General features: G+C 54.9%; 17 protein-coding genes. 6 read left to right on the top strand and 11 right to left on the bottom strand.

Annotation, left to right across the window (positions count from 1 at the left end; translation table 11 throughout):
- Positions 1 to 126 precede the first annotated feature (126 nt).
- The gene (locus tag K239x_RS23900) at positions 127 to 1,566 is read left to right on the top strand and encodes a sulfatase-like hydrolase/transferase (RefSeq protein WP_419189333.1); all 1,440 of its coding nucleotides are present in this window, start codon (positions 127 to 129) and stop codon (positions 1,564 to 1,566) included.
- 75 nt (positions 1,567 to 1,641) lie between these two features.
- The gene (locus tag K239x_RS23895) at positions 1,642 to 3,855 is read left to right on the top strand and encodes a sulfatase-like hydrolase/transferase (RefSeq protein ID WP_145420848.1); all 2,214 of its coding nucleotides are present in this window, start codon (positions 1,642 to 1,644) and stop codon (positions 3,853 to 3,855) included.
- A 76-nt stretch (positions 3,856 to 3,931) separates the two neighbouring features.
- Here K239x_RS23895 and K239x_RS23890 read toward each other — a convergent pair whose 3' ends face one another.
- Positions 3,932 to 5,413 (bottom strand): sulfatase family protein, encoded by a 1,482-nt coding sequence (locus K239x_RS23890; RefSeq protein WP_145420847.1) that lies wholly within the window; start codon positions 5,411 to 5,413, stop codon positions 3,932 to 3,934.
- Between the two features lie 130 nt (positions 5,414 to 5,543).
- Complete coding sequence (locus K239x_RS23885; protein WP_419189332.1) at positions 5,544 to 7,076, bottom strand: hypothetical protein; 1,533 nt, start codon at positions 7,074 to 7,076, stop codon at positions 5,544 to 5,546.
- A gap of 278 nt (positions 7,077 to 7,354) precedes the next feature.
- Between K239x_RS23885 and K239x_RS23880 the strand changes: the two genes are divergently transcribed.
- Positions 7,355 to 8,071, top strand: coding sequence for a PTS sugar transporter subunit IIA (locus tag K239x_RS23880; RefSeq protein ID WP_145420846.1), 717 nt, complete (start codon positions 7,355 to 7,357; stop codon positions 8,069 to 8,071).
- Positions 8,072 to 8,128: 57 nt separating this feature from the next.
- On the top strand, positions 8,129 to 8,995 hold the full coding sequence (locus tag K239x_RS23875) for a hypothetical protein (protein WP_145420845.1): 867 nt from the start codon (positions 8,129 to 8,131) through the stop codon (positions 8,993 to 8,995).
- 75 nt (positions 8,996 to 9,070) lie between these two features.
- On the opposite strand, the gene K239x_RS23870 is transcribed toward K239x_RS23875, so the two are convergent.
- The 8 genes from K239x_RS23870 to nadC form a co-directional block, all read right to left on the bottom strand.
- On the bottom strand, positions 9,071 to 10,429 hold the full coding sequence (locus K239x_RS23870; RefSeq protein ID WP_145420844.1) for a mandelate racemase/muconate lactonizing enzyme family protein: 1,359 nt from the start codon (positions 10,427 to 10,429) through the stop codon (positions 9,071 to 9,073).
- Positions 10,430 to 10,595: 166 nt separating this feature from the next.
- Complete coding sequence (locus K239x_RS23865; RefSeq protein ID WP_145420843.1) at positions 10,596 to 11,228, bottom strand: response regulator; 633 nt, start codon at positions 11,226 to 11,228, stop codon at positions 10,596 to 10,598.
- Positions 11,229 to 11,699: 471 nt separating this feature from the next.
- Positions 11,700 to 13,586, bottom strand: a complete 1,887-nt coding sequence (locus K239x_RS23860; protein ID WP_145420842.1) for a hypothetical protein — start codon at positions 13,584 to 13,586, stop codon at positions 11,700 to 11,702.
- A 206-nt stretch (positions 13,587 to 13,792) separates the two neighbouring features.
- Positions 13,793 to 14,962 carry a cysteine desulfurase family protein gene (locus tag K239x_RS23855; RefSeq protein ID WP_145420841.1) on the bottom strand — a complete coding sequence of 390 codons (1,170 nt, stop codon included), beginning with the start codon at positions 14,960 to 14,962 and terminating at the stop codon, positions 13,793 to 13,795.
- Between the two features lie 249 nt (positions 14,963 to 15,211).
- Complete coding sequence (locus K239x_RS23850; protein ID WP_145420840.1) at positions 15,212 to 15,595, bottom strand: hypothetical protein; 384 nt, start codon at positions 15,593 to 15,595, stop codon at positions 15,212 to 15,214.
- Between the two features lie 63 nt (positions 15,596 to 15,658).
- Positions 15,659 to 15,859: a cold-shock protein gene (locus K239x_RS23845; RefSeq protein WP_145420839.1), complete on the bottom strand. Its 201-nt coding sequence runs from the start codon at positions 15,857 to 15,859 to the stop codon at positions 15,659 to 15,661.
- Between the two features lie 270 nt (positions 15,860 to 16,129).
- Entirely contained in the window at positions 16,130 to 17,539 is a 1,410-nt protein-coding gene (locus tag K239x_RS23840; RefSeq protein WP_145420838.1) for an undecaprenyl-phosphate glucose phosphotransferase, read from the bottom strand.
- Positions 17,540 to 17,646: 107 nt separating this feature from the next.
- The gene (nadC, locus tag K239x_RS23835; protein ID WP_145420837.1) at positions 17,647 to 18,579 is read right to left on the bottom strand and encodes a carboxylating nicotinate-nucleotide diphosphorylase; all 933 of its coding nucleotides are present in this window, start codon (positions 18,577 to 18,579) and stop codon (positions 17,647 to 17,649) included.
- Positions 18,580 to 18,851: 272 nt separating this feature from the next.
- Here nadC and K239x_RS23830 point away from each other — a divergent pair, with 272 nt between their 5' ends.
- Positions 18,852 to 19,286: a ComEA family DNA-binding protein gene (locus K239x_RS23830; RefSeq protein ID WP_145420836.1), complete on the top strand. Its 435-nt coding sequence runs from the start codon at positions 18,852 to 18,854 to the stop codon at positions 19,284 to 19,286.
- 197 nt (positions 19,287 to 19,483) lie between these two features.
- Positions 19,484 to 21,613, top strand: coding sequence for an excinuclease ABC subunit UvrB (uvrB, locus tag K239x_RS23825; RefSeq protein ID WP_145420835.1), 2,130 nt, complete (start codon positions 19,484 to 19,486; stop codon positions 21,611 to 21,613).
- 144 nt (positions 21,614 to 21,757) lie between these two features.
- Here the strand turns inward: uvrB and K239x_RS23820 are convergent, their stop codons facing one another.
- The gene (locus K239x_RS23820) at positions 21,758 to 23,335 is read right to left on the bottom strand and encodes a sulfatase family protein (RefSeq protein ID WP_145420834.1); all 1,578 of its coding nucleotides are present in this window, start codon (positions 23,333 to 23,335) and stop codon (positions 21,758 to 21,760) included.
- Between the last annotated feature and the right edge of the window lie 43 nt (positions 23,336 to 23,378).

Raw genomic sequence — 23,378 nt, 5'->3', positions numbered from 1 at the left:
GGAAATCTAGGTTGCAGCAGAGCGGCCGTCCGTTTATGGACTTACTTGTGACAGAAAACACGTGATTTCAGCTCGCAAATTCGGAACAGTCGTTGCGATTCGACGCCAAGTTGCGCACCGGTGGCAATGCGACTTATTACAGTGGTGGCTTTCCGGTTGGTCACAAAAATCGATGGTGTGCTGATGTCAAAAGCGAATGCGGTTTGCTGGGGTCGAAGTGTCTTGCTTGCGATCACTTGTTGGATGCTGTCGGCCGGCGAGTCGGAGTCAGCTGGCCCTAACGTGGTGGTGATCTACAGCGACGACCAAGGGAGTCTGGATCTGAATTGCTACGGTTCCAGTGATTTGGAGACGCCCCACTTAGATCAGCTTGCCAGCCAAGGAGTACGATTTTCACAGATGTATTCGCCTTCGGCAATCTGCTCTGCATCGCGGGCGGGATTGATGACGGGACGTTTTCCGGCGCGAGCAGGTGTTCCAGGCAATGTGTCGTCACATCGTGGGCACGCAGGGATGCCGGCAAGCGAAATTACGATCGCCGAACTTCTTCAAGACGCTGGTTACGCCACCGCGCATATCGGCAAATGGCATTTAGGTTATACCAATGAAACGATGCCCAACGCCCAAGGCTTTGATTATTCGTTTGGGCACATGGGCGGCTGCATCGACAACTATTCGCATTTCTTTTATTGGAATGGTCCCAATCGCCATGATCTCTGGCGCAACGGCAACGAAGTTTTTCGTGACGGTGAATTCTTTCTGGACTTGATGGTCGATGAAGGACAGGCGTTCATCGAATCCAATCAGCAAAAGCCCTTCTTTCTGTATTGGGCCATCAACGCACCGCACTATCCGATGCAGGGGACGAGCCAATGGCGGAAGCGTTATCAGGATCTGCCTTCGCCCAGACGCCAGTATGCAGAGTTTGTTTCGACGGTCGATGAAAAAGTTGGTGAGCTGATAGCCAAGCTGGACCAACTGGGGCTACGTGAAAATACGCTGATCGTATTTCAGTCAGACCATGGGCATTCGACCGAAGAACGCGCGTTCTGGGGCGGCGGGAATGCGGGGCCGTACCGTGGAGCAAAAGCCAGCTTGTTCGAAGGCGGTATTCGTGTTCCGTCGATCGCGTCGATGCCAGGAGCGATACCAAGCGGCGAAGTTCGTCAGCAAGTCGCAACTGGATGTGATTGGTTTGCCACGATCGCAGACCTGTGTGACATCGAAATGCCAAACCGAGCTTATGATGGAAAGAGTTTGAAGTCGGTGTTGAACGACGAAAAAGCCGCCAGTCCTCACGATCACTTTTTCTGGTTACTCGGCAGCGGCAAGAACCCGCAGTGGGCCGTCCGCCAGGGTGACTGGAAGTTGTTGGGTAATGTCAAAGACACCACGTCGCGGCAACGCCCGTCGAACGTCGACAAGCTGTTTTTGGCGAACTTAAAAGACGACATCGGAGAACAGAACAATGTCGCCGGTCATCACCCAGAAATCGTCGCTCGATTAAAAGCGAAAATGGAATCGCATGTGCAGAGCATTAAAGCTGACGTGTCGGAGCACAAGTGAGACTAAACACAATTAAAATGGAATGCGATTCCATCGAAAGCCGCCCCCCTGCGTAACCCTAGAACGAGCCCATTTGTGTTGAACTTTACTCGCTGCGTTGTCCTTGCGCTGGCATTGGTTGCCACGACGAACGCGAAAACGATTGCTGACGATCCGCCCAATATCATTTTGATCATGGCGGACGATGTTGGTATCGAAGGGCTGGGATGCTACGGAGGCACTTCGTATAAAACGCCCCACTTGGACGCGATGGCGGCTAACGGGATGCGGTTCACACACGCGCATGCCCAACCACTCTGCACGCCCACGCGTGTGCAGTTGATGACCGGCAAATACAACCATCGCAACTGGATGTCATTTGGGATTCTTGATCCCAACGAAAAGACCTTTGGGCACGCACTGTCGGCGGCCGGATACACGACTGGCATCTTCGGGAAGTGGCAGCTTCAGTCGTACGATCCGCCGGATCTACCGGGTGCAGAGAAGCGACGTAGCACAGGCATGCACCCCAAGGATGCAGGGTTTGATCGCTATTCACTTTTCCATGCCCTGCACACCGAGGACAAAGGTTCGCGGTACGCCAATCCAACCATGCTGGAAGGTCGCAGAGGTGAAGCGGGAACGCTAAAAACGTATGAGGGTCGCTACGGCGAAGACATTTGGGTGGAGCAAATTCTGAAGTTCTTGGACGAGGAATCCAGTCAGCCAAAATTCGTTTACTACCCGATGGCTTTGCCGCATTGGCCGTTCCAGCCGACACCGCACAGCGAAAGTTGGGATCCGACTAAGCCACAAGAGACGGCGTTGAAGTATTCCGATGATATGATCGAATACATGGACACCTCCGTCGGGAATCTGATGCAGGGATTGTCGCAAAGGGACATGCACTCCAACACGATTGTGCTGTTTTACAGCGACAACGGAACCCATTTGGATGTCCGGTCACAGTTAAGTGATGGACGTAGCATTGCTGGTGGTAAGGCGACTCCCAAACAAACGGGGATTCACGTTCCGTTGATTGCTCATTGGCCGGAGCACATCGCGCCGGGGACAAGCGACGCGTTGGTCGACGCATCCGACTTTGTTCCCACCTTGATGGATCTTTCGGGGGCATCAATGCCGGACAATGCAAAACGCGACGGCATCAGTTTTGCGCCGCGTCTGTTCAGTACACCAGGTCCGCAGCGCGAAACCGCTTTCTTTTGGTATGACTCGCGACCGGGGTGGGACAAAGAACGCTTTCGCAGGCATGTGTTTGCCGTGAATAAGGACTACAAGTTGTTTCGCGATGGACGGCTTTTTCGACTGACCGAAAAGCCGTTGGAAGAAATCACTGTCGATCCTTTGTTGATGAACGACAATGACCGCGCTGCGGCGAAGCAGCTTGCAAAATTCATGCAGCAAACGTTGGCTGACGCCGATGAACCGCCACTCGTCGATGCCTACGGAAATCGCGAGCATGATCTGACGTACAAGCCGGCGGGACGCGAAGAGACCAATCGAATCAACAAGCGTCTGCTGGAGACGGGCAAGAAACTGGTATACGGCGACGAATCGATCGCACAGCATCGGCTTTGGCTGTTTTCGCCGTTGGATATCCAGGACGGCGAGAAGCGTCCTTGCGTGGTGTTTTTCCATGGCGGTGGCTGGGGAGGAAACCCCGCAATCTTGGCGCCTCAATGTGTGTATCTGCAACGCCGCGGGATCCACACCGTGTCTGTTCACTTTCGCGCTCCCAAGGGTGACGTAACGCCGGCCGACACTTTGCGAGATGCTCGGAAAGCGTATCGATGGCTGATCGATAATGCCGCTGAGCATCAAATCGATCCAGCCAACCTAGTGATTGGTGGCGGTTCTGCGGGCGGGCACCTGTCGCTGGCGTTGTTGACGATCGCTTTGGAAAACGATCCGGCAATCACCGATTCACCACGCGGAATGGTGCTATTTAACCCAGCAATCGACCTCGTCGAAGGTTGGGAGGGCGGACGCGAGAAGTGTGAAGCCGCAGGAATCGATCCCATGACTTTTTCACCAGCACATCATGTCCGTGCTGGTTTGCCGCCAACGCTGGTGATGTCCGGTAGCGAGGACCATATCATCACTCCCAAAATGCTGGACGCATTTCAGGCAAGAATGAAAGCGGTGGGGAGTCGATGCGAAGTCACGATCTACCCCGGTGCAGGGCATAGTTTTTTTAACTACGGACGAAATGGAGGCGAGTACTTTCATTGGACGATGTGGCAAGTTGAATCGTTCCTCAATTCAGTTTGGGTGAAACCAACTGAATAGGATCGCGCAATCACAAACCCTGGAATTTGCAAAGCGGACAGCGGATCGCTCCAGGCCGCTGTCCGATTCGTGGTGGCTACTTTTTCTTTGGCTTTTTGTTTTTCCGTTTTGAGGCGACTTCGCTTTTCCAAAGCAGGATATCGCTGACGTCATTTTTCGATTCGGTGCCCTCTGTGCTGCGGCCTCGCTCAACGTCGCTGGTCAGCTGCTCCAATAGATCGTCCGCGATTTGCGACTGGGCTTGGAACTGGCTGGTTGTTTCGCCAATATCAGCATCCATGTCGTACAGTTGTGCTTTGGGAGCATCTGCAGAGGCTTGGTTTTCCTTTGGTGAGCTCCAACCGCCAGATGCCTTTGCCAAAAGCAGTTTCCACTTCCCCGTGCGATAGGCGAAATGCCCCGAGAACGAGTGGTGGATGACTCCGCGGCGTGTTGACGTAATGGGTTGGCCCGAAAGAGCCGGCAGAAAACTGACGCTGTCTTCGCAGCTGTCGGACGGAATTTCTGAGCCAATCAAGTCGGCGGTGGTTGCGAACAGATCCGTCAAGCAAATCAGTTGCTCGCTAGTTGACGCCGGTGCCACTTTGCGCGGCCAGCGAACAATGAACGGCACGCGATGTCCGCCGTCCCACAGGTCGGCTTTGGAGCCACGCAGATGAGCGCTGACGATGTGCCCCTGCTTTGCCAGTTGGTCAATGCCAGCGGCTCTTGAGCACCCGTTGTCGCTGGTGAAAATGAACAAAGTGTTTTGGTCTAAGCCGGTATCACGCAGCGCCTTGTTGAGCTCCACGACCACGTTGTCGGTTTGCATCACGAAGTCACCGTAATTTCCAAGCGAACTTTTGCCTTGCCAGTCGGCCGAGGGGACGATTGGTGTGTGCGGAGAACCAAGTGGGAGATAGAGAAAGAATGGCTGGGAGTCTTTGCTACGAGACCGAATGTACTGGACGGATTTTTGCGTCAAACGCGGTAGCATGTTGACCTCGTCGTCGTGTTCGATGACGACATCGTTTTCGATCACCGCTTTCATATTGCGCGCGTGATGAAACCCATGGTAGTAATCAAAGCCGCGATGGATGGGGCCGTCGGGGATTTTGGCTCCGACAGGCGGCGTCTTGTGGTCTTTGGCTTTGTAGGCAACGCCGGTCTGAGGATTGAGGTACTGAAAATCCAGGTGCCACTTGCCGATCACGGCGGTGTGATACCCGTGTGACTTCAAAAAGCTGGCAACCGTCGGACGATCTTTGTCGATCAAGCTAGGCGCAAAACCAGTGACCACGCCTTTCTGCAATCGTGTGCGCCAGCTGTAGCGGCCAGTCATCAATCCGTATCGCGTGGGGGTGCAAACAGACGACCCGGAGTGTGCATCGGTAAAAATCATGCCTTCTTTGGCAAGTTGATCTGCGCCAGGGGTGTCGATTTTGCACGTCTCGGGAGCCAGGCAATTGATGTCGCCGTAGCCTAAATCGTCGCACATCAAAAACACAATGTTGGGTTTGTCGGCGTAAGAAATATTGCCCACAAAAATCGCCAAGCTGGCAATCAGAAAGAGTCGCATGGTGAATGTCATGGGATGGTGGAAAAGGCCGTTTCGCCCATTCTAACGATTTCCCAAGTCGGTTGGCGCGTGCTGGACATTGGATCCGGCGACTTCGCTTTTCGCCAAACAGGTGGATCGTTGTGTCGGACTAGTATCCGATGCCTAGGCGAATCAGAAAGCCATCGTCCAAGTTAAAGGTCTTGTTGGTGCCTTGGGCAAAGGTTTCGTCGTAACGAATCTCGCGGTCAAAAACGTATCCGATTTCCAGAAAACCGCTGCGTCGCCCGGAGCGGATCAGATCGGTCAGCCCCCATTCCAGTCCGGCCATGATTCGGATTTCATTAATGTCGACCGAATCAGTCGTTCTCCCAGCGTCGTCGCGTTTGACAGCCCAGTTGCCACCGCCGATATCACCACTGAGGTATCCCCAGACGTCACGCGTGCCGACCGTGCGCCAGTAGCGTGCGATCTTGGGCTGAGGAAAAAAGATGTCGAATCGTGTGTAAGGGTTTGGCTGCCAAAGCACGCCTCCCGCTGGAAGCAACTTGTAGCGATTGCGATCCAGATAGTAGACGCCACCTTTGATGGTCGAAAACGGAGTCAGTCTGAACGAAGCAAGTCCTTTGCCCATGACTCGCAAACTTTCGCTGTTCCAGACACCAAACTCAGCAAAGGAACCGACTCGTGCTCCGAATTCTAGGCCGAACATCTGATTGGGATCGGTTTGCCAACCCAAGTCCAGAAATGCACTGTAAGCATTGCCGGGGAGATCGGCTCCGCGCGAGGTATGCGGTCCGTCCCAGAGATGCAACGAAAAGGAGGGGACGATAAAGATCGGGCGCGTCGAACCAAGGAAGTTTGGCCACGCAAACGGTAGCGAGACTTCTGTGTCGTTCGTCGATAGATCGTCGCCTGAGTCACCACCAAAGACATAAGTGTGACGAACTCGCGGACCTTGGATCAATTGAAAGGAGGTTCCCGTCGATCCGCCATTGAACACGCTGCCGCCGAAGTTGTTGCCGAAAAGGCCTCCGGGAAAGAGTGTCGACGGACTACCTGAGGCGATGTCGGTTTGCGGATAGATCGTGCTTCCAAATCCACCACCCAAAGCAGTTCCGTTGCCTGTCATTCCGCCGCTACCGAATACCGGAGGCGCTTGCGTGCCACCGCCGGAGAAAACACCGCCGCCACTGTTTGTGCCACCAAATATTCCGCCAAAAGGTGGCGGTGCGACGGATTGGTTGTAGGCGTGACCGTTCAGGTTGGGGGCCATCATCGGGGCGGTGGGGTAACCGCTTGGTGCAAACGTCCCACTGGCGCCACCAGCCGAATAGGGATCAAAAGGCGCGCCTGAATTGCCAAGCCGAATCCGGGGTGCCGAATTGGGATAGCCGTAGGCATTGGGCTGAACAGCGTTGAGTCCTCCGTTTTGAAATCCGTTTTGTTGAAAACCGCTGGGGCCTGCTGGACGATAAAGGCCGTCGATTGGCGCGAGGGTCGTCTGAGGTGTTTCGAGGGACGACTGAGCGAAGGCCGCCGGTGCTGTAATCGACAGGAGGGACAAAACGATCGTCGCGATCAACGACTGACGGACGCTTTGCAGCAGAATACTGCGTGTTCTTGTTTGTGCCGTGCCGCGCACTACTGAGCCTTTCTCGATCGGATCGAGCTTGGGATTCATGGCTGGTTGCGTTGGCGAGATGGGCAGCATCAGTTTGATTAGCGCGTCGAACGACGGACGAATAGCGGTGGTCACCTTGGGATTACTTGTTTGTCATGGCTATGGTCAAGGCGAGTCCCGGCTGCGGATGCTTTGAACTTAAGAAAAAACGCAGAGAAACTTCATGTTCGTCAACAGATTTGATAGTGCCGCTGCGATACCCCGCCACTTACAATGCCGCTCGCTCGGAAAGCCCGCATTCCACTCAATTCTGATTTGCAAGCAACTGATACTGTTCGATGGAAGACTTAGACGTAGCCCGATTAGCCCAGTATCTGCATGTGACACCTGACAAGGTGACTCAAATGGCTGTGCGGGGGCGTATCCCCGGTCGCAAGGTCAGGGGAAGCTGGCGATTCAGCGAAGCCGAGATTCATCACTGGCTGGAGGATCGCATCGGTGTGAGCGACGTGGATGAACTGGAAAAGGTGCAAGAAGTCGTCAATCGTGTGGCGTCCGACACCGTCGAGCGGCCAATCGCCGATCTGTGTACGATTGAGACCACCTGCGTCCCACTGAACGCTCGAACGCGTGGGTCGGTGATCCGATCGATGTGCGATTTGGCCACGAAATCTGGGCTGATGTGGGACGCCCCTGCGATGGCCGATGCAGTCAAAAATCGCGAGCAAATGCATCCGACCGCCCTGGACTGTGGCGTGGCGTTGTTGCACCCTCGGCGTCCGCAGACGTCGATTTTGGCTGATTCGGTGATTGCATTGGCGGTTTGTCCGTCAGCGATTCCGTTTTCGGACCGCGGTCAATTGACGGACATCTTCTTTCTGATCTGCTCTTACGATGATTCGTCGCACCTCCGTATCCTGGCGCAATTGAGCCGATTGATTTCGGATGATGAATTTTTGATTCAGCTGCGTGAAAGCGAATCTTCGGCGGATGCCTGGCATCTACTCAATGAAGCCGAAGTTCGCGTCAAAGCGGATAACGAAGAAGAAGAGTAGTCAGCGATCGCGTCAACGAATGATGCGTTCTGCGATAACCAACAGGGACGTTAGGTGATGGCACAATTCAATCAGCGGCCCCCGGCCGATAAGCAGATTCACCCCGGTACGCTGCGCGGCCAGCGACAGTCCCATTTGCCGGGAACCTTGTTGTGGATCGGAAATCGTGACGGCAACGAATTTCGCGAGATCTACCAATACTGTGAAACGCTTGTTCCGCAGTTAGCTCTGCGTCGAAATCTACGCGACTGTTTGGATCGGCCCGCGTCGGGAGTTGCGGGCGTCGTGATCACCAGGCAAACACGTGAGGAGTTTTGCCAAGCAGACCTCTCTGCGGTCGAAGAGACTTATCGCGGTGCGACGATGGTCCAATTGCTCGGGTCGCTTTGCGCCGGTGAGCGTCCCCGATCTGTCGGGCCCTTTGGCGAAAGAACAATCTACGCGTTTCAATGGAACCAATACCTGCCCACCTGGCTTGGCGATTGTGGCATCGTGCCGGTCATCAATCCGCGGTCGACGTTTTCGATCGCTGTCGTGGCAAACACTTTGCCCAACGCGCAGCCCTTGATGGACCTTGCTGCTTCGACAGGAGCAGCCACCCTATGGTGCAAACGCCCGAGTACAAACATTTGCCGAAACGTTGACGTCGTTTGGTGGGATGAATCGGCTGCAAGGCCGACCACATCATCCGACTGGTCCGACCGACTCGCTGCGTTTGATTCACCGATGGGTGAGGGCAATCGTCAACGCCGACATGTTTGGCTGGCCAGTTGGCCACGACGCGAACAAACTCGCGCGGCGATTGCGGGCGGAGTCCAATTGGTGGTTAGCAAACCGTATGAAGTCAGTTTGCTGTTTCGATCGATTGGCGCAAACGTTGAAACGGAACCGCAAGTGGTGCAGCACGTTCGCCACGCGGCGTAGGGCCGCTTTCCTGCTGTAGGTTTCGCAGCCTACCAGAATGCGAAGGTCCAACTGGTCGAACCGAAGCGTGGTCTGCTACGACTGAAAGATCGGGTCGTCGCCGTAGCCCAGGCCCGGACCAGCTAGTTGTCCTGTAGGAATGCGGCCTCCGCGAATTTCAAAGAAATCGCCGAAGTCTTTCATCCAACGTTCGTTGCCGCCTGGCGAGTATTGCCTGCCGTTGCTTTCGACCGCGGTGACGCCAGGGATGTGCGCCGCCAGCGAAGCAGAATGCAAAAGCGATGCACCGACGCAGGTCAGGTCCTGAACGCACAGGAAGAGGTTTTCGTGGACTGCGACAGCGCCCAGCAATAGCGCTTCGGCGTGTCCCTTGCATGCTTTCAATGCGATCCCGCTGTAGCCCTGATCAACGGCGGTCCGAAGACTGCGGAGGTCGGTCAAAGATTCGTCAATCACGACAGGCAACTTCTTTGCGACTTCGTGCATCGTCAACTCAGGGTGACTTTCTAAATCACGATGCGTTGGCTGTTCGATGTAGGCGATACACGGCATCGCTGCTGGTTGCTTGGCTTCTAATTGCTCCAAGAGGGACAGCACGTAAGCTTCATCATCACAGCGTTCGTTGAAATCAAGGGAAAACGCCCATTCACCTGATCGTGATGCGATGGCGGTTTGGTAGATTCTGCGAACTCGATCGACGTCCCAGTCCAGGTCGTCGCCGTTGAGTTTGATTTTTAAATGCGTCAGATCGTTTCGTTCGATCCACTGCGTCAACGTCTCGGGCAATCCGTCGTTGACCGGTTCCGTGACATCGTCGTCGGTCAAGGGATCCAGTGCACCGACTAAGTGATACAGAGGCAATGATTCTGTCGGTGTTTTGGAAATCAATTCGTCCAAGTACACACCTTGATAGTCGTCGCCCAAGAACGGTGACAAATCACCGGGCAAGTGTTCACGCGAAAGCAGTTCGTAGCTGCTTACGCCGGCGGCTTTACCGTGGGCGTCAAAGATTGCCGCTTCGATTGGCGATGCCGCCAACAGAACTGCGAGCTCCGGAATGCCGCCTTTGATCCCACGCTCAGTCGCTAAGTCAGACGCAATTTTTTCCCGCACTTCGTTTTGCCGGTGGCAGATCAGTAGCGGGTGTCCTGACTGATCGGCCGACGTGTATGACTTGGCTATTCGCTGCGCCAATTCGATGACGACCGATAGTTTGGTGTCACCGTCTACATTGGGATCGGGCCAGGCCCAGGCGACTCCCATCGTCATGCTGCCGATTCCGCGAGCTTGGCCAGCATCACTTGCCGCTTCGCAGTCGGCTGACAGCACTGTCACGTCGGTCACCACACGCCCGCCAAACTTCATCGGTGTGCGGTACTGGTACGTTTCGGTTCGCAGTTGCAAATCGAACTGCCGCAAGTCGGTATTTGGCATTGAAAACTCAGTTCATTGACGTGATTCATTTGGACCGGGTGACGCTTGTTGAGTGATGTCAGCCGGAGCTTTTTTCGAGACGTGAATGATAGCAGCTAGTGCAAAAAGAAAGGCGTCGCCCAATCAATGGGCAACGCCTTTTCTGAAAACACAAGTCGAAGTGTTCTTAGACTAAATTCTTACGAACAGCCCAGACAGCCGCTTGAGTTCGGTCACTGACACCAATCTTTCGCAAGATGTGTTGAACGTGTTCTTTGACGGTTTCATAACTGATGCCCAACATCTTGGCGATCTCTTTGTTGGTCAGGCCTTGAGCCATTTGACGTAGCACTTCGCTTTCGCGTTGTGTCAAAGGCACTTCGATGTCTTGGCCCAATCGCGGTGTCGCCAACGCGCCGGTTACACGACGAAGTTCTTCGCGTGTCCAAGCTGATTCGCCTGAGGCAGCTGTTTGCAAAGCACCGACGAGTCGTTCGCGATCAGCGGACTTCAGAATGAATCCTGCTGCTCCCAGAGCAACCGCACGAGCAATGTAGGTTGGGTTGTCGTAAGCGGAGAACAAAACGATTGGCAGATCGGGGTGATCTAGTTTGAGACGACCAAGCGTGTTCAGTCCGTCGCCGCCTTCCATGCGGATGTCCATCAGCACAACATCCGGTACCGATTTTTTGACGGCTTCCAGTGCTTCGGCAGCTGATGTGGCTTCGGCATCAACAATGATGTCCGTGTTTTCCAACATCATCTTAAGCCCCACTCGGATGACTTCGTGATCGTCGACGATAAGTAGTTTTTTGCTCATTGAAATTCCTAAAATGAAAAGTTTGCGTATGTGGCACGCAGTTTCATTTCACGAAGGAAATGAGCTTTTCGCGTGGCGCCCCACCGTTAATCGTTCGCAAATCTGGTAGAACAACTTTGTTAATCATTCTACGGGTCCAAGCAACCCCCAAAGACGGGGTAAAGTTGCTAAATGCAAACAATTTGGTGATGATCTACCCCCCCGACAACGTCACCTAGTGAATTGCGAAATACATTTCGCGAATCCACACTCCTATTATCCTACAGATTATCACTCTTTCGGGGATGGGTTCCCAGGTTTTTGCGAGTAACTTCCTGCTTTTCCACCCAATTAGACGCGGAAAAAGTCAGTTCGTGCCGGCTAAAAAGCTTAGCGGTGACCAGAATTTATAAATTGGAGATGACCAAAGTTGTTTTCGGGCCGCCAATTTGCGGTTCAGAATGGCCTCAAAGAAGCTCTTGAGCAGCCCGATTAGGCAGCCATCACATCGCTTGAGACGACCCGTTTACTGGCAACCAGGTCGTGGAATTGATGCCGCAGATTCTTGAGCCAGAAGATCAAGTAGACGTTTGCGACAATCGAAATTAGCAGCAAACCGTTGAACAAAGGCTGGGCTTCGACGGATTGTCGGTTCCGATCCGTCGCCCCTCGGTCGGAGTTCACAGCGCCGCGGTCGCTGGCTGAATCAATGGTGCCCGAATTTCGCAGGCCCGGGGTCAAATTGGTCACCGGCCGATTCGTCTGAATGGTGGGCTGATTCGCTGCTAGATTCGGGTACTGCAAATTGGGCGCACCGTTGAAGCTTGCTTGTCCTGGATAAGTCGACATCGGATTGCTCCCGGGCATCGGGATGCCAGTTACAGTTGCAATGTTGGGGCGTGACATGGAGGGGGCGTTGCGACCGGTGGTCAGTTCATACGCTCGCTGCTGCGACACGGGACTACCGTGTCGATCTAGTACTCGGCCGTGTTTGTCGATTGGATTGTCGTAGATGTCAAACGACCATGCGCCAGCGGGCAAGCGATCGGCATCAGCTTTGCTAAGCGTTGGATCAACATTGCCTCCACGCAATCGATCCGCAGCCAAGTTGGTGTTGGCGGATGAGTTATTGGTATTGGGCCAGGCGTCGGTGCGACCCGAGCGATCCGCTGCTGTATTGCGAGGATCGTTGGTCCAGCGAGCATCCGTGTCCCGGCTAGTCAATTGGCTTGGGTCTTGGCGGAAGTCACGTGGGTCGGTTGTGCGAGGATCCAAATTGCGAGCGTCCAGATTTCGTGGATCCTGACTGCGCGCATCAGTCGTGCGTCGAGTCCCGAAAGGCTGTCGCTCTGTGTCGGTGACTCTGGCGGTGCGATCCAGTGGAAGCCTTCCGTCGGCAAAACCGATTTCGGAATTTCTGCCTGAGTTCAACTCGGATCGACGTCGCTCTTCTTCGACAGAAGCCCGATCAGCGCTGGACATTCCCGACGGCATCATCCCAAAGTTGCTGGGGCCAAAACCTCGATTGGATGATTCGTTGGTTTGCGTGCGTGTGTTGGCAAAACGAGTATTCGACGAAGCGGTACTCTCGCGACGCATGCGATCGAGTTCGGCTTGCGTGTACCGACCAGCCTGACCACCGCGTTGATTGGCTGGTTGCATCGGCCCGACAAAGTTCGGGTCTCGGATGTCGTTGGTGGACGGGAGGTTCGTGGTGGGAGCTCGAAGTGGATCGGTGGACGTTGCGCGTCGCTGATTTTCGTTGAGTTCAAACCACTTGTCGTCGCGAATCGATTCAGAAGCTCGGTCGGCTGCTCGTCGCATGGCGTCGGTGCCCGCACTGCGAAGCGATTCGGCATTGGCGGACATGCTGTCAGCGGCTTGGTTGCGAAACGTGCCGACTGCCTGACGTGCGTTGTCGCGAAGGTTATTTACGGCTCCGGTTGCGCCGGAGCGAAGACGGTCAGCCGCGGCGGAGGCTCCGGAGGACGCTCGATCGCCAGCGCGCGTGGCGGCATCGGGAAACGAGAACGTGTTCTGCGGTTTCATGACCCGTTCAACACTGTCGGTCGAGCCAATCTGTGGGATCGGGACGTTTTGACGATCCGCTTGGGAGAGTCGATTTGCTTCGGCTTGCCGTTGCATCGACGACGAAATGGTTCGAGGCAGCGGGCCATCACCAACCCGGATGACGACGCGCGATACGTGCCCCTGGATTTCAGAAGGAATGGTGCTGGTGATCTCGCCGGTCTGACGCACTTGAGCAAGTTTGTCAGGTGACACTTGCACGAGGTACTCCACGCCACCGGTGCCATCGGGTTGCCAACCGAAAGTGACGCTGGTAGCTGCGACAGCAAGCAGTACGAGTAGTCCGCCCATCGCTTCAATCCTTGAATGATGTTCTGTTCCGCGGGACTCTGTCGACCGACCTTGGGCGACCTTCCCCGTGAGTTTCACCGCGAATGTTACCCGCAGTAACATCAAAGCGTAAAGGCAGATTTCTGGGTAAAAGACAAGCTAAATCGTAAACCAGACACTATGGGGCATTCGACGCAAATTGCTAGCATTAACCAGGGCGACTTAGGCTACCCAAGCTGAGCGACTTCGCGATAAGAACGCGTTAGTAGCGTGGACGCTTGTTCGATTTCGTCAGTGGTGTTGAAGCGCCCGACGCCGAACCGAACGCTTCGACGCGCCTGCGATTCGTCGTTGCCAATTGCTGTCAAAACATGCGATGGTTTTGACTCGACGCTGCTGCACGCCGAACCACTACTGAAAGCAACTTCAGGAGTCGCAGATATCCACGCCGCCCCTTCGATGGACGGCAAAATCATATTCAGGTTTCCCGCCAAGCGATGCTCGCTCTCCAGTTCCGGGCCGTTGATTTGGAGGCCTTCGATACCCGCAGCCAGCGAATCGAAAAGCTGCTTGCGGAGCCGCAGGGTTTTCGGGTGTGCCTGTTCCATCTCCACCACACATAGCTGCAGTGCTGCTGCGATCCCGACAGCTCCGGCTGGGTTGACGGTTCCACTGCGAAGTCCATTTTGTTGTCCGCCGCCGGTGACTTGTGGCTTTAGCCGAACGCGGCGATTGGAGTTGCCAACCACCAAAATGCCAGAGCCTTTTGGGCCATAAAACTTGTGAGCGGTCGCGCTGAGCAGATCAACATCCGCGGCCTTGGCATCGACGGGAATTCTGCCGACGGCTTGTGTGGCATCACTGTGAAGCAGGGCGCCTCGTTCGTGGCAGATGTCGGCAATTTCGCTGATCGGCGCGATCGCACCGATTTCGTTGTTGGCCCACATGATCGATACCAGGGCCGTGTCGTCATCGACTGCTTCGGCAAGTTGGTTTAGGTCAACAACGCCTGCATTGGGATCGCCATTGCGTAGAACGGGCACATGGGTGACCCGGAAGCCATCGTTTTCCAGTTCTGAAAAAACGTCAAGCACGGCTGGGTGCTCGGTCGTCACGGTCACAATGTGCCGACGCTTTTGCCGTGGGTGCAGGCAGACGCCTCGTATCGCAAGATTGTTGCTTTCGGTGGCACCGCTGGTGAACACAATCGATTCGGGTTCGACACCCAGCATCTTGGACAAATCGTGAGCTGCCGCATCGACTCCTTCGGCTGCTTGACGGCCAAAAGCATGTGATCCACTGTGCGGATTGCCATAGTGTTCGCTTAGCCATGGCATCATCGCTTCGATCACGCGGGGGTCACATCGTGTCGAAGCGTGGTTGTCTAGGTAGATCATGGTGGGTCAGAGAGAAAGGCCGATGGGTGCCGGTTCAACAGTTCCTGGTTCAACAGGTCCTGGGCCGCCAGCATGATCGTATCTGCGAAGCGAGGATTTGGCCAGAATCGGGCAATAAAAACTCTAGCGGTCGCAGGCTCGTTTGACGTGACGTGATCGGTTCGAAAAAACAAAACACCGTCCACTGCGATTGCAATGAACGGTGTTTTGGGTGTGTTAAGGATCAGTTGCCGCGAGGGCTTGATCGCGTCATTCTTGTTCGCTGGAGTTTGTTTCCTTGTCCGCCGTCTCAGTGACTGCGTCCGTGGTCGCTTCCGTTGCTGCGTCCAAATTTGTTTCCGTCGCTGCATCAGTCGGCATAACAACTTCAGCAGCGATCACTTTTGCCTCATGATGCTTTGCAGCACATGCAGGGCACGCTGGGACTTCCTTGCTGATTTCCTGGCCTTTTCCGCCGCGATCCTGAACAGGTTCTTCGCGACTACGGAATCCGCCTCGACCACCACCACCGCCGCCAGTTCGTTTTGTTTCGCGTCGGCGAGTTGAATAACGCTTTTCCCGCAATTCAATCACAACGCTATGACGAGTCGTCTTTGGTGGTGTGATCTGCTCACAAAAATAGCACTTAAACATCAACTTTACTCCGCGAAAAAAAGATGGCAGCCAGGGTCGGCTGGTAAAAAGCAACGAGTGCGATTAAACCGCACGCACCGATTCAGCTGCAGGACCTTTGGGGCCACTGCCTTCGGTGTACTCGACTGTTTGACCTTCGCGAAGGTCATCGAATTGGGATTCTTCAACAGCTGAGTGATGGAAAAACAAATCTTTGCCGTCATCACGGGCAATGAATCCGAAACCTTTATCGGATACCAACTTTTTGATCACGCCTTGTGGCATAACAAACTCCTACAAACTACGAAACTTAAGTGGACAACGACCCGGCAACTGCAATGGAAGAAGTCCGCGACGTGTCGCACGAATGCGAAGCGGGGGAGTCTATTCCTTATTGAGCTGATGGGGCATCGCCCCGATGTAAGGCCGAAGAATACAGCCTGCCGCCCATTCTGGCTAGTACTGAAAACTGTTCGATTTGTACCAACAAGCCGGGGCGACCTGATTTGCAGAGCCGAAATGCCCTGACAACTGGGCAAGATCTCCAGCCCGCCGTTAGTAGGCCTCTTCTTGGCCCCAGATCACCGTGAACGTCTTCAGCAAGATCGAAACGTCCAGCCACAGCGACCATCGCCGGATGTACTGATGATCCCACTCGACGCGGCGTTCCATTTTGTCCAGCGTTTCTGTTTCGCCTCGGCATCCGTTGACTTGGGCCAAACCGGTAATGCCAGGTTTGACTTTGTGGCGGAGCATGTAGCCACGAATCTGGCCGCGGTACTGTTCGTTGTGTGCCGACGCGTGTGGGCGTGGTCCCACCAGTGACATGCTGCCACCGATCACGTTGAACAACTGGGGCAACTCATCCAGGCTGGTCTTTCGCAAAATGCCGCCAATGCGAGTAATGCGCGGGTCGTCTTTGGTGGCCTGCTTTACGACAGGGCCATTGTCGCAAGTCCGCATCGAACGGAACTTCCAAACCATAATTTCGCGACCGTCGATTCCGTAACGCTTTTGCCGAAAGAAAACCGGTCCGGCGGATGACAGTTTGACGGCCAGGGCGATCAGCAGCATCGGAATCGAAATTGCAATCAGTCCAACAATGGCGATCGACAGATCAACGCCGCGTTTGAGCATTCCATCAACGCCGAAAAGTGGATTCTCAAAAACGCTTACGGCAGGCAGGTCGCCCATCGTCGTCCAGCGTGAATGCAGTAGCTCGAAAACGAAGAAGTCCGGCACGATGTAGACCGACACCGTTGAATCGCTCAGCTTGTCTAGCAAAAACTTGATTCGATCTTCGGCACGCATCGGCAACGTGATCATGATTGTGTCGACTTCGCCTGCGCGGGCCAAGTCAACCAGTTGAGCCAGCGATCCGGCCAGCGTTTCGTCGGTGCCCCCTGCGTTTTCATCGCTGCGGGTTTCAATGCGATCATCGAAAAAGCCGGTAAGCTTTAATCCGAGCGCGGGTTGCGACGCAATGTTGGCGGCGGTTTGGCGGCCGAGGTCGTTGAGCCCTGCGATGGCAACACGTCGAACGCGATACCCGCGACTGACCAGTGTCTGCAGCAGAATCCTGAGCCCCATTCGTCCCAGGCCGATTAACGATGGTGCCAGGATCGCCCAGCCCAGAATCACCGAGCGGGCAAACTGGTCGCTGTAGCGAGTCATGAAACCGACCAGCGACAGAAACAGCACGGTTACGAACCAAGTCGTAATGATTGCCGTCAGTTCGCTGTTCGCGCTGTCTTGCTGTTGGCGTCGCTGCAAACCAGTGGCTTGCGAAATCAGCGAAAAGAGAACAACCGCGGTTAATCCTGTCAGCCAGGTCGCGCCGTCGAAGTACTCGCTGCTGGACCAGCACACCAGGGCGAGAGCGCCGATGATCGCGACAGCGTCGATCGCGGGTTGGATAAGGTCAAGCCAGCCGCGTTGGGCATTGATTGGAGAGCGAGTGTGCATAATGGGTGCGAAAAGCGACGGCGGGGTTTTGTGCGAAGCTGTTGGTCGATGTCCCGAGCGTGAACCTATTCTATGCCCGGGCGAAACAACTGTTTGTTCACTGAACCCTAGGTCGTCGATGCATCGAACCAGTCCAATCCCAGGTCCAACCAGGTCGCTTGGTGGGTTAAAGCTCCGCTGCTGATTCGGTCTACGCCGGTCGCCGCAATTTCAGCGATCGTGTCGATTCTGACGTTTCCGGATGCTTCCAGCTCCACGGCCGGGTTGGTTTCGTCGCGCAGTTTGACAGCGGTGCTCAGGTCCTGCAGTTTGAAATTGTCCAGCAGGATAATGTTCGGTCCGATCGGCAATACATCGGCGAGCTGTTCGAGCGAATCGACTTCGATTTCGACGATGGGCGGTGCGGTCATGGCATCGACTTGGGCCGATCGCCACAGCAGTGCTTTCTCGGCGGCGTCGCTGGTTTTCATCGGCCCGTTCTTGTCGCCGCCAAGTGCAAGGTGATTGTCCTTGATCAAAAAGCCGTCGTGCAGCCCTAGGCGATGGTTGTGTCCGCCGCCGCATACGACCGCATATTTCTCTAGCAGCCGCCAACCGGGCGTCGTCTTTCGCGTGTCGTACAGCCGCGTTTTAAAGTCCGCGATCACTTCGCTGTATCGAAAGGCCTGCGTTGCCACGCCGCACAGCCGGCTTAGCACATTTAGAATCGTGCGTTCGGCGGTCAGCAGATCGCGGACATTTCCCGTCAAGTTTGCAATCGCTTGGCCGGGCACCAGCGGATCGCCATCGTCACAAAGCAGTTCGACTTGAAGATCGCCATCGAATTCGTCCACAATCCAAGGCACCGTGACCAGTCCCGCGCAGATGCCTGCTTCGCGCGGGACCACTTGGCAGCCGCCATTTCGTTCTTCGCCAATCAGACACACCGTCGTCCAGTCGTACTGATTGCGAAGGTCTTCAGCGATGGAAAGACGAACCAATGCTCGCAAATCACTTTGCAATTGCGGATGATCGGCGGTGACGGTGACGTAGTCGGTCATAAGTGGCTTTCAAAAAGTACCGTGTGGAACGTGTGCTGCGTTTGGGGCAGTATCGGAAGGGCGTTGTTTGATCCTGCGTCCGGCGGCGGAAAGCTACTCAGTAGCTGGCCGCGAATAGTTTCGCTACGAAAATCGTTTCATCGAGTTGCAGCGGCGCGTCGGAAAGGTTGATAATACGTCATCGCTGACGAGCGGCGTTTGATAGGCTCTGCCGTCGACGCAAAAAACAGCGGCCCAAAAACAGCGAACCAATCTCCCAGCGTTGATTTCGGATGTCTCTCACAACCAAGACGCCCCCAACGAATCTGCCTGTCACTAAAATGACGACCGTTCCCCTGATGCAGCGGCCCGTGCAGTTGTTGATCGTGCTGGTCGTGTGCTTGCTGTTCGTCAGCCAAATTCGGTTCTCGCAATTGGCTAATCCGGCCCAGGATAACGTACCTGCCAATCGAGTCGCCACGGGTGTCTTGGTCGACGTCAATCGAGCCGAATTGCGGGAGCTTTCTTTGCTGCCCAGCGTAGGCCCCGTGTTGGCTCGGCGAATCGTTTCGGATCGACAGCTCAACGGTCCTTTCAAATCTCTGGGCGATTTGAAACGAATTCACGGAATCGGCGACAAAAAGCTTGCTCAGATCAGACTCTACTGCGTGTCGCCTGCTCCTGCCGCAGCAGAGTCGCTGATGGCGTTGGCGTCTGAGTCGCCATAACAGCGGCCTATCCACCCGGCTTGGCTTGTTCGCTAGGATGCCTTGAGAAGCCTGTCTCACTGATGAACCAGTCGATTGACGCTGTGCCGCGCCGTTGAACGGTTACCGCCCCCGTTTGCCGGCTCCCGCGCCGTTGACTTGTCGTCGGCTCGTAGTCAGGTGATTGCAATTCGATCGATCTACCCCCACCGAACCGTATGGCAACCAGCGAAACCGTGCCTGACGAACTTCCACCCGCGAACTTTCATCTTCAGCAGCCGTTTAAGCCGGCAGGTGATCAGCCAGACGCCATCAAGGCGCTGACGCGGGGATTCCAGTCGGGCAAGTCGACGCAGGTGTTGTTGGGAGCAACGGGAACCGGCAAGACATTTACGATGGCAAACGTCATCGCAAACTGTCGGCGTCCGGCATTGATTTTGAGCCACAACAAAACGCTTGCCGCGCAACTGTACAGCGAGTTCAAAGATTTTTTTCCAGAAAACGCGGTTCATTATTTCGTCAGCTACTACGACTACTACCAACCCGAAGCTTACATTCCGCAGCGCGACGTTTACATCGAAAAAGATTCGTCGATTAACGAGGAAATTGATCGTCTGCGATTGGCAACCACCAGTTCCCTGGTCAGTCGCCGCGACGTCGTGATCATTGCGTCGGTCAGCAGTATCTACGGACTCGGTTCGCCGACTGATTACAAGAACCTCGTTGTTGGTTTGCACAAAGGCGAAACGACTCGCCGCGATCATTTGCTTCTGAAAATGGTCGACGTGTTGTACGAACGAAATGACGTCGCCTTCGAACGCGGAAAATTTCGTGTGCGTGGCGATTGTGTGGAGATCTGGCCCAGCTACGAAGAGTTCGCTTACCGAATCGAAATGTGGGGCGACGAGATCGAACAAATTTCGATCATCAAACCTGTCTCGGGCGAAGTCATCCGGACGCTGGACCACGTTTATATCTATCCCGCCAAACACTTTGTGATGCCCGAGGATCGCGTGAAACGGGCGATCTCGGTGATCAAAGAAGAATTGAAGCAACAGCTGGAACTGTTCCAGAGCCAGGGCAAGTTGCTCGAGGCGCAGCGGCTTTCTGCTCGTACTCGTTTCGATTTGGAAATGCTGGCTGAAGTCGGCCACTGTCCGGGCGTCGAGAATTATTCGCGGCCGCTGTCGGGCAAACCACCCGGCAGTAGTCCGGATACGTTGTACGAATTTTTTCCAGAGGACTTCATGACGTTCGTGGACGAATCGCACGTCACGATTCCTCAGATTCGAGCCATGTATGCGGGGGACAAAAGCCGCAAAACAACGTTGGTCGATCACGGCTTTCGTCTGCCTTGCGCGCTGGACAATCGTCCGTTGAAATTCGAGGAATGGGAAACCAAAACGCCGCAGATTTGTTTTGTCAGCGCGACGCCGGCGGACTACGAATTGGAACGAACCGGCGGCGAAGTCGTCGAGCAGATCATTCGGCCGACGGGGCTTTTGGATCCCGAGATCGATGTCGTGTCAGCGCGGGGGCAAGTCAATCATTTGCTGGAAGAAATACGCATTCGCGCAGCCAAGGACGAACGAGTCTTAGTCACTGCCCTGACGAAGCGTTTAGCCGAAGATTTGGCGACGTTTTTTCAAGAACAGAACGTCCGTTGTCGTTGGTTGCACAGTGAGCTCAATGCGTTCGAACGCGTCGAACTATTGCAAGAATTGCGCGCGGGCACGTTCGATTGCCTGATCGGCGTGAACCTGTTGCGAGAAGGCTTGGATCTTCCCGAAGTGTCGTTGGTGGCCATTTTGGATGCCGACAAAGAAGGTTTCTTGCGGAGCGAAACGAGTCTGATTCAAACGATCGGGCGTGCGGCAAGGAACTCCAATTCCAAAGTCATTTTGTACGCTGATAAAGTGACCGATTCGATGAAAATGGCGATCGAAGAAACCGAGCGTCGCCGGGCGGTTCAGGAGGCTTACAACGAGAAGCACGGCATCACACCGCAAACTGTTCGCAAGAATATTCGCAAAGGCATCGAAACCGACGCCGCCAAACGTCGCAAGGCGTCAGCCGAAGCGCAGAGCGAAGCGGACGGAGCTTACATCACGTTGGAATATGTCGAAGCTCTCGAACAAGAGATGCTGGCGGCGGCCGAGAATTTGGAATTTGAACGCGCCGCTTCGCTGCGTGACCGTGTTTTGCAGCTCAAGGAGAATATCGGCAAGCCACTCAAAGAAGTCGAGATTGAATCGACGGGTTCCAAAGCTACCGGGCGTCAAAAGAAAGGACGCAAAGGCATGAAACGTGGCGGACGCAGCAAAGTGCCTCGCCCCAAACGAGGCTGAGGCGTGATTGGTCCGATCAGCAACCGTTGGTCGATACCAAGTCGATGCTGATCTGCCAGTTTGCTGATCTGCCAGTTTGCTAATCTGTCGTTTGCTAATCTGTCGTTTGCTAATCTGTCGTTTGCTATTCAGCCCGCTGCATTGCTATTCGGCTAGCTGGGGATACTTTTGCAAAGTTGGTTTGTGCAGATAAGGCCAGCCATCGTTGGCTTGTTGGCTGCCGGGAGTCGTGCGCCCCTGAGCAATGGCGCCGGCTAGTTCATTGACCAGTTCGACGATTTTGTCGGGATGAGTTTCCTCTAGATTTTTCGTTTCGCCTGGATCAACCGCTAAGTTGTAAAGTTGCACCATCTTCGCTGGTGTCGATGGTGCTTTTGCGTTTGCCAGCGTCTTCCATCCGCCTCCGCCATCAGTGGCCAGGATCAGTTTCCAGTCTCCTTTGCGAATCGCAAACTTCCCCGATATGGAATGATGGATCGTGAAAGGGCGCGTTGGTTTGTCGTTGCCTGTCAGGCAGGAGTAAAACGAAAAAGAGTCCTCGGCAGCGTCATCGGGGATGGCATCGTCGGCGCCCAGAATCTCGGCAAACGTTGCGAAGAAATCGGTCGTGCAAATCGTTGTCTTGCACGTGCTGCCCGCAACCACTTTTCCTGGCCATCGCACCATGAAGGGGACTCGATGTCCTCCTTCGTACGCGGACGCTTTGGAGCCTCGATAGGGTCCCGACGGCTTGTAGCCGGCTGCCAACATTTTCGGGATTTCGACGTAAGGTGCAAAACCGTTGTCCGACGTGAAGATTACCAACGTCTCGCCGTCGATTCCAGATTCCTGAAGTTGCTCAAGCACCTGCTCGACGACCCAGTCGGTTTCGGCAATAAAGTCCGCATACCAGCTGTACTGTTTGTATCTGCCTTTGAACGCTTTTCCTGGGCGGATCGGTGTGTGTGGGGACGTCAACGGCAGATAGAGGAAGAACGGTTTTGCCGCTTCATCGGCCACGCGATTTTGGATGAACCGACGTGACTCGGTTGCCCAATCGGCCAAACACTCGCTCGCGTCAAAGTCACTCGCTGCGGCGCCGATGCGTTCGTAGTCGTTGTACTCGTTGTGCGGAAATCCGCGTTCGACCGTCGGGACCTCTTCTGCTCGGTCATCTCGAAGGTACACGTACGGAGGCATGTCCAATGACGACAGGACAAAAAACGCTTCGTCGAATCCCACGTCGACGGGGCCATTGCGAAATGGTTTTTGATAGTCAATTTTCCAAGAACCAAACTGCTTTTTGCGTTCTGCGTTTGCGGTCGACGCAACTTTTTCCCAATCCGCCCCCAAGTGCCACTTGCCAATGCACGCGGTGTGGTAGCCGGATTGTTGTAGAAAGGCGGGCAGGCTCAGCCGATTGGGGTCCATCAACGCAGGCGAATCGGCAGCGACAAGCACTCCACGTTTTAGACGGCTGCGCCAGTTGTATCGCCCTGTAAGAATGCCGTAGCGAGTGGGCGTGCAAACGGCCGAACTCGTGTGCGCATCGGAAAAACGCATGCCTTGATTTGCCATTTGATCCAGGGCCGGCGTTGGCACCAAACCGCCTTCGTGCGACGGTTCACCCGGCCCCATGTCGTCCGCCAAGATCAAAATGATGTTGGGTTTTTCGCTTCCGCAGGCGGTGAAGGTTACGCCTAGCAGTGTGCAAGCAGTCAAGAAGCAAATGACATTCTTCATCGATGAATTCCTGCGGTAGCGCTACGCGATTCTTAGTCGCAGA

It is taken from the genome of Stieleria marina (assembly GCA_007741555.1).
Classification (GTDB): Bacteria; Planctomycetota; Planctomycetia; order Pirellulales; family Pirellulaceae; genus K23-9.
Note: the sequence above shows the minus strand (reverse complement) of the source record. Positions and strands in the feature narration are given on the sequence as shown.

Bases quoted from the DNA above. Each gene is read 5' to 3' on its own strand.
- K239x_RS23900 (WP_419189333.1), top strand. From the start codon at position 127: ATGCGACTTATTACAGTGGTGGCTTTCCGGTTGGTCACAAAAATCGAT.
- K239x_RS23875 (WP_145420845.1), top strand. From the start codon at position 8,129: ATGGCACAATTCAATCAGCGGCCCCCGGCCGATAAGCAGATTCACCCC.
- K239x_RS23890 (WP_145420847.1), bottom strand. From the start codon at position 5,413: ATGCGACTCTTTCTGATTGCCAGCTTGGCGATTTTTGTGGGCAATATT.
- nadC (WP_145420837.1), bottom strand. From the start codon at position 18,579: ATGACCGACTACGTCACCGTCACCGCCGATCATCCGCAATTGCAAAGT.
- K239x_RS23845 (WP_145420839.1), bottom strand. From the start codon at position 15,859: ATGCCACAAGGCGTGATCAAAAAGTTGGTATCCGATAAAGGTTTCGGA.
- K239x_RS23885 (WP_419189332.1), bottom strand. From the start codon at position 7,076: ATGAATCCCAAGCTCGATCCGATCGAGAAAGGCTCAGTAGTGCGCGGC.
- K239x_RS23880 (WP_145420846.1), top strand. From the start codon at position 7,355: ATGGAAGACTTAGACGTAGCCCGATTAGCCCAGTATCTGCATGTGACA.
- uvrB (WP_145420835.1), top strand. From the start codon at position 19,484: ATGGCAACCAGCGAAACCGTGCCTGACGAACTTCCACCCGCGAACTTT.
- K239x_RS23865 (WP_145420843.1), bottom strand. From the start codon at position 11,228: ATGAGCAAAAAACTACTTATCGTCGACGATCACGAAGTCATCCGAGTG.
- K239x_RS23850 (WP_145420840.1), bottom strand. From the start codon at position 15,595: ATGTTTAAGTGCTATTTTTGTGAGCAGATCACACCACCAAAGACGACT.
- K239x_RS23870 (WP_145420844.1), bottom strand. From the start codon at position 10,429: ATGCCAAATACCGACTTGCGGCAGTTCGATTTGCAACTGCGAACCGAA.
- K239x_RS23840 (WP_145420838.1), bottom strand. From the start codon at position 17,539: ATGCACACTCGCTCTCCAATCAATGCCCAACGCGGCTGGCTTGACCTT.
- K239x_RS23830 (WP_145420836.1), top strand. From the start codon at position 18,852: ATGTCTCTCACAACCAAGACGCCCCCAACGAATCTGCCTGTCACTAAA.
- K239x_RS23855 (WP_145420841.1), bottom strand. From the start codon at position 14,962: ATGATCTACCTAGACAACCACGCTTCGACACGATGTGACCCCCGCGTG.
- K239x_RS23820 (WP_145420834.1), bottom strand. From the start codon at position 23,335: ATGAAGAATGTCATTTGCTTCTTGACTGCTTGCACACTGCTAGGCGTA.
- K239x_RS23860 (WP_145420842.1), bottom strand. From the start codon at position 13,586: ATGGGCGGACTACTCGTACTGCTTGCTGTCGCAGCTACCAGCGTCACT.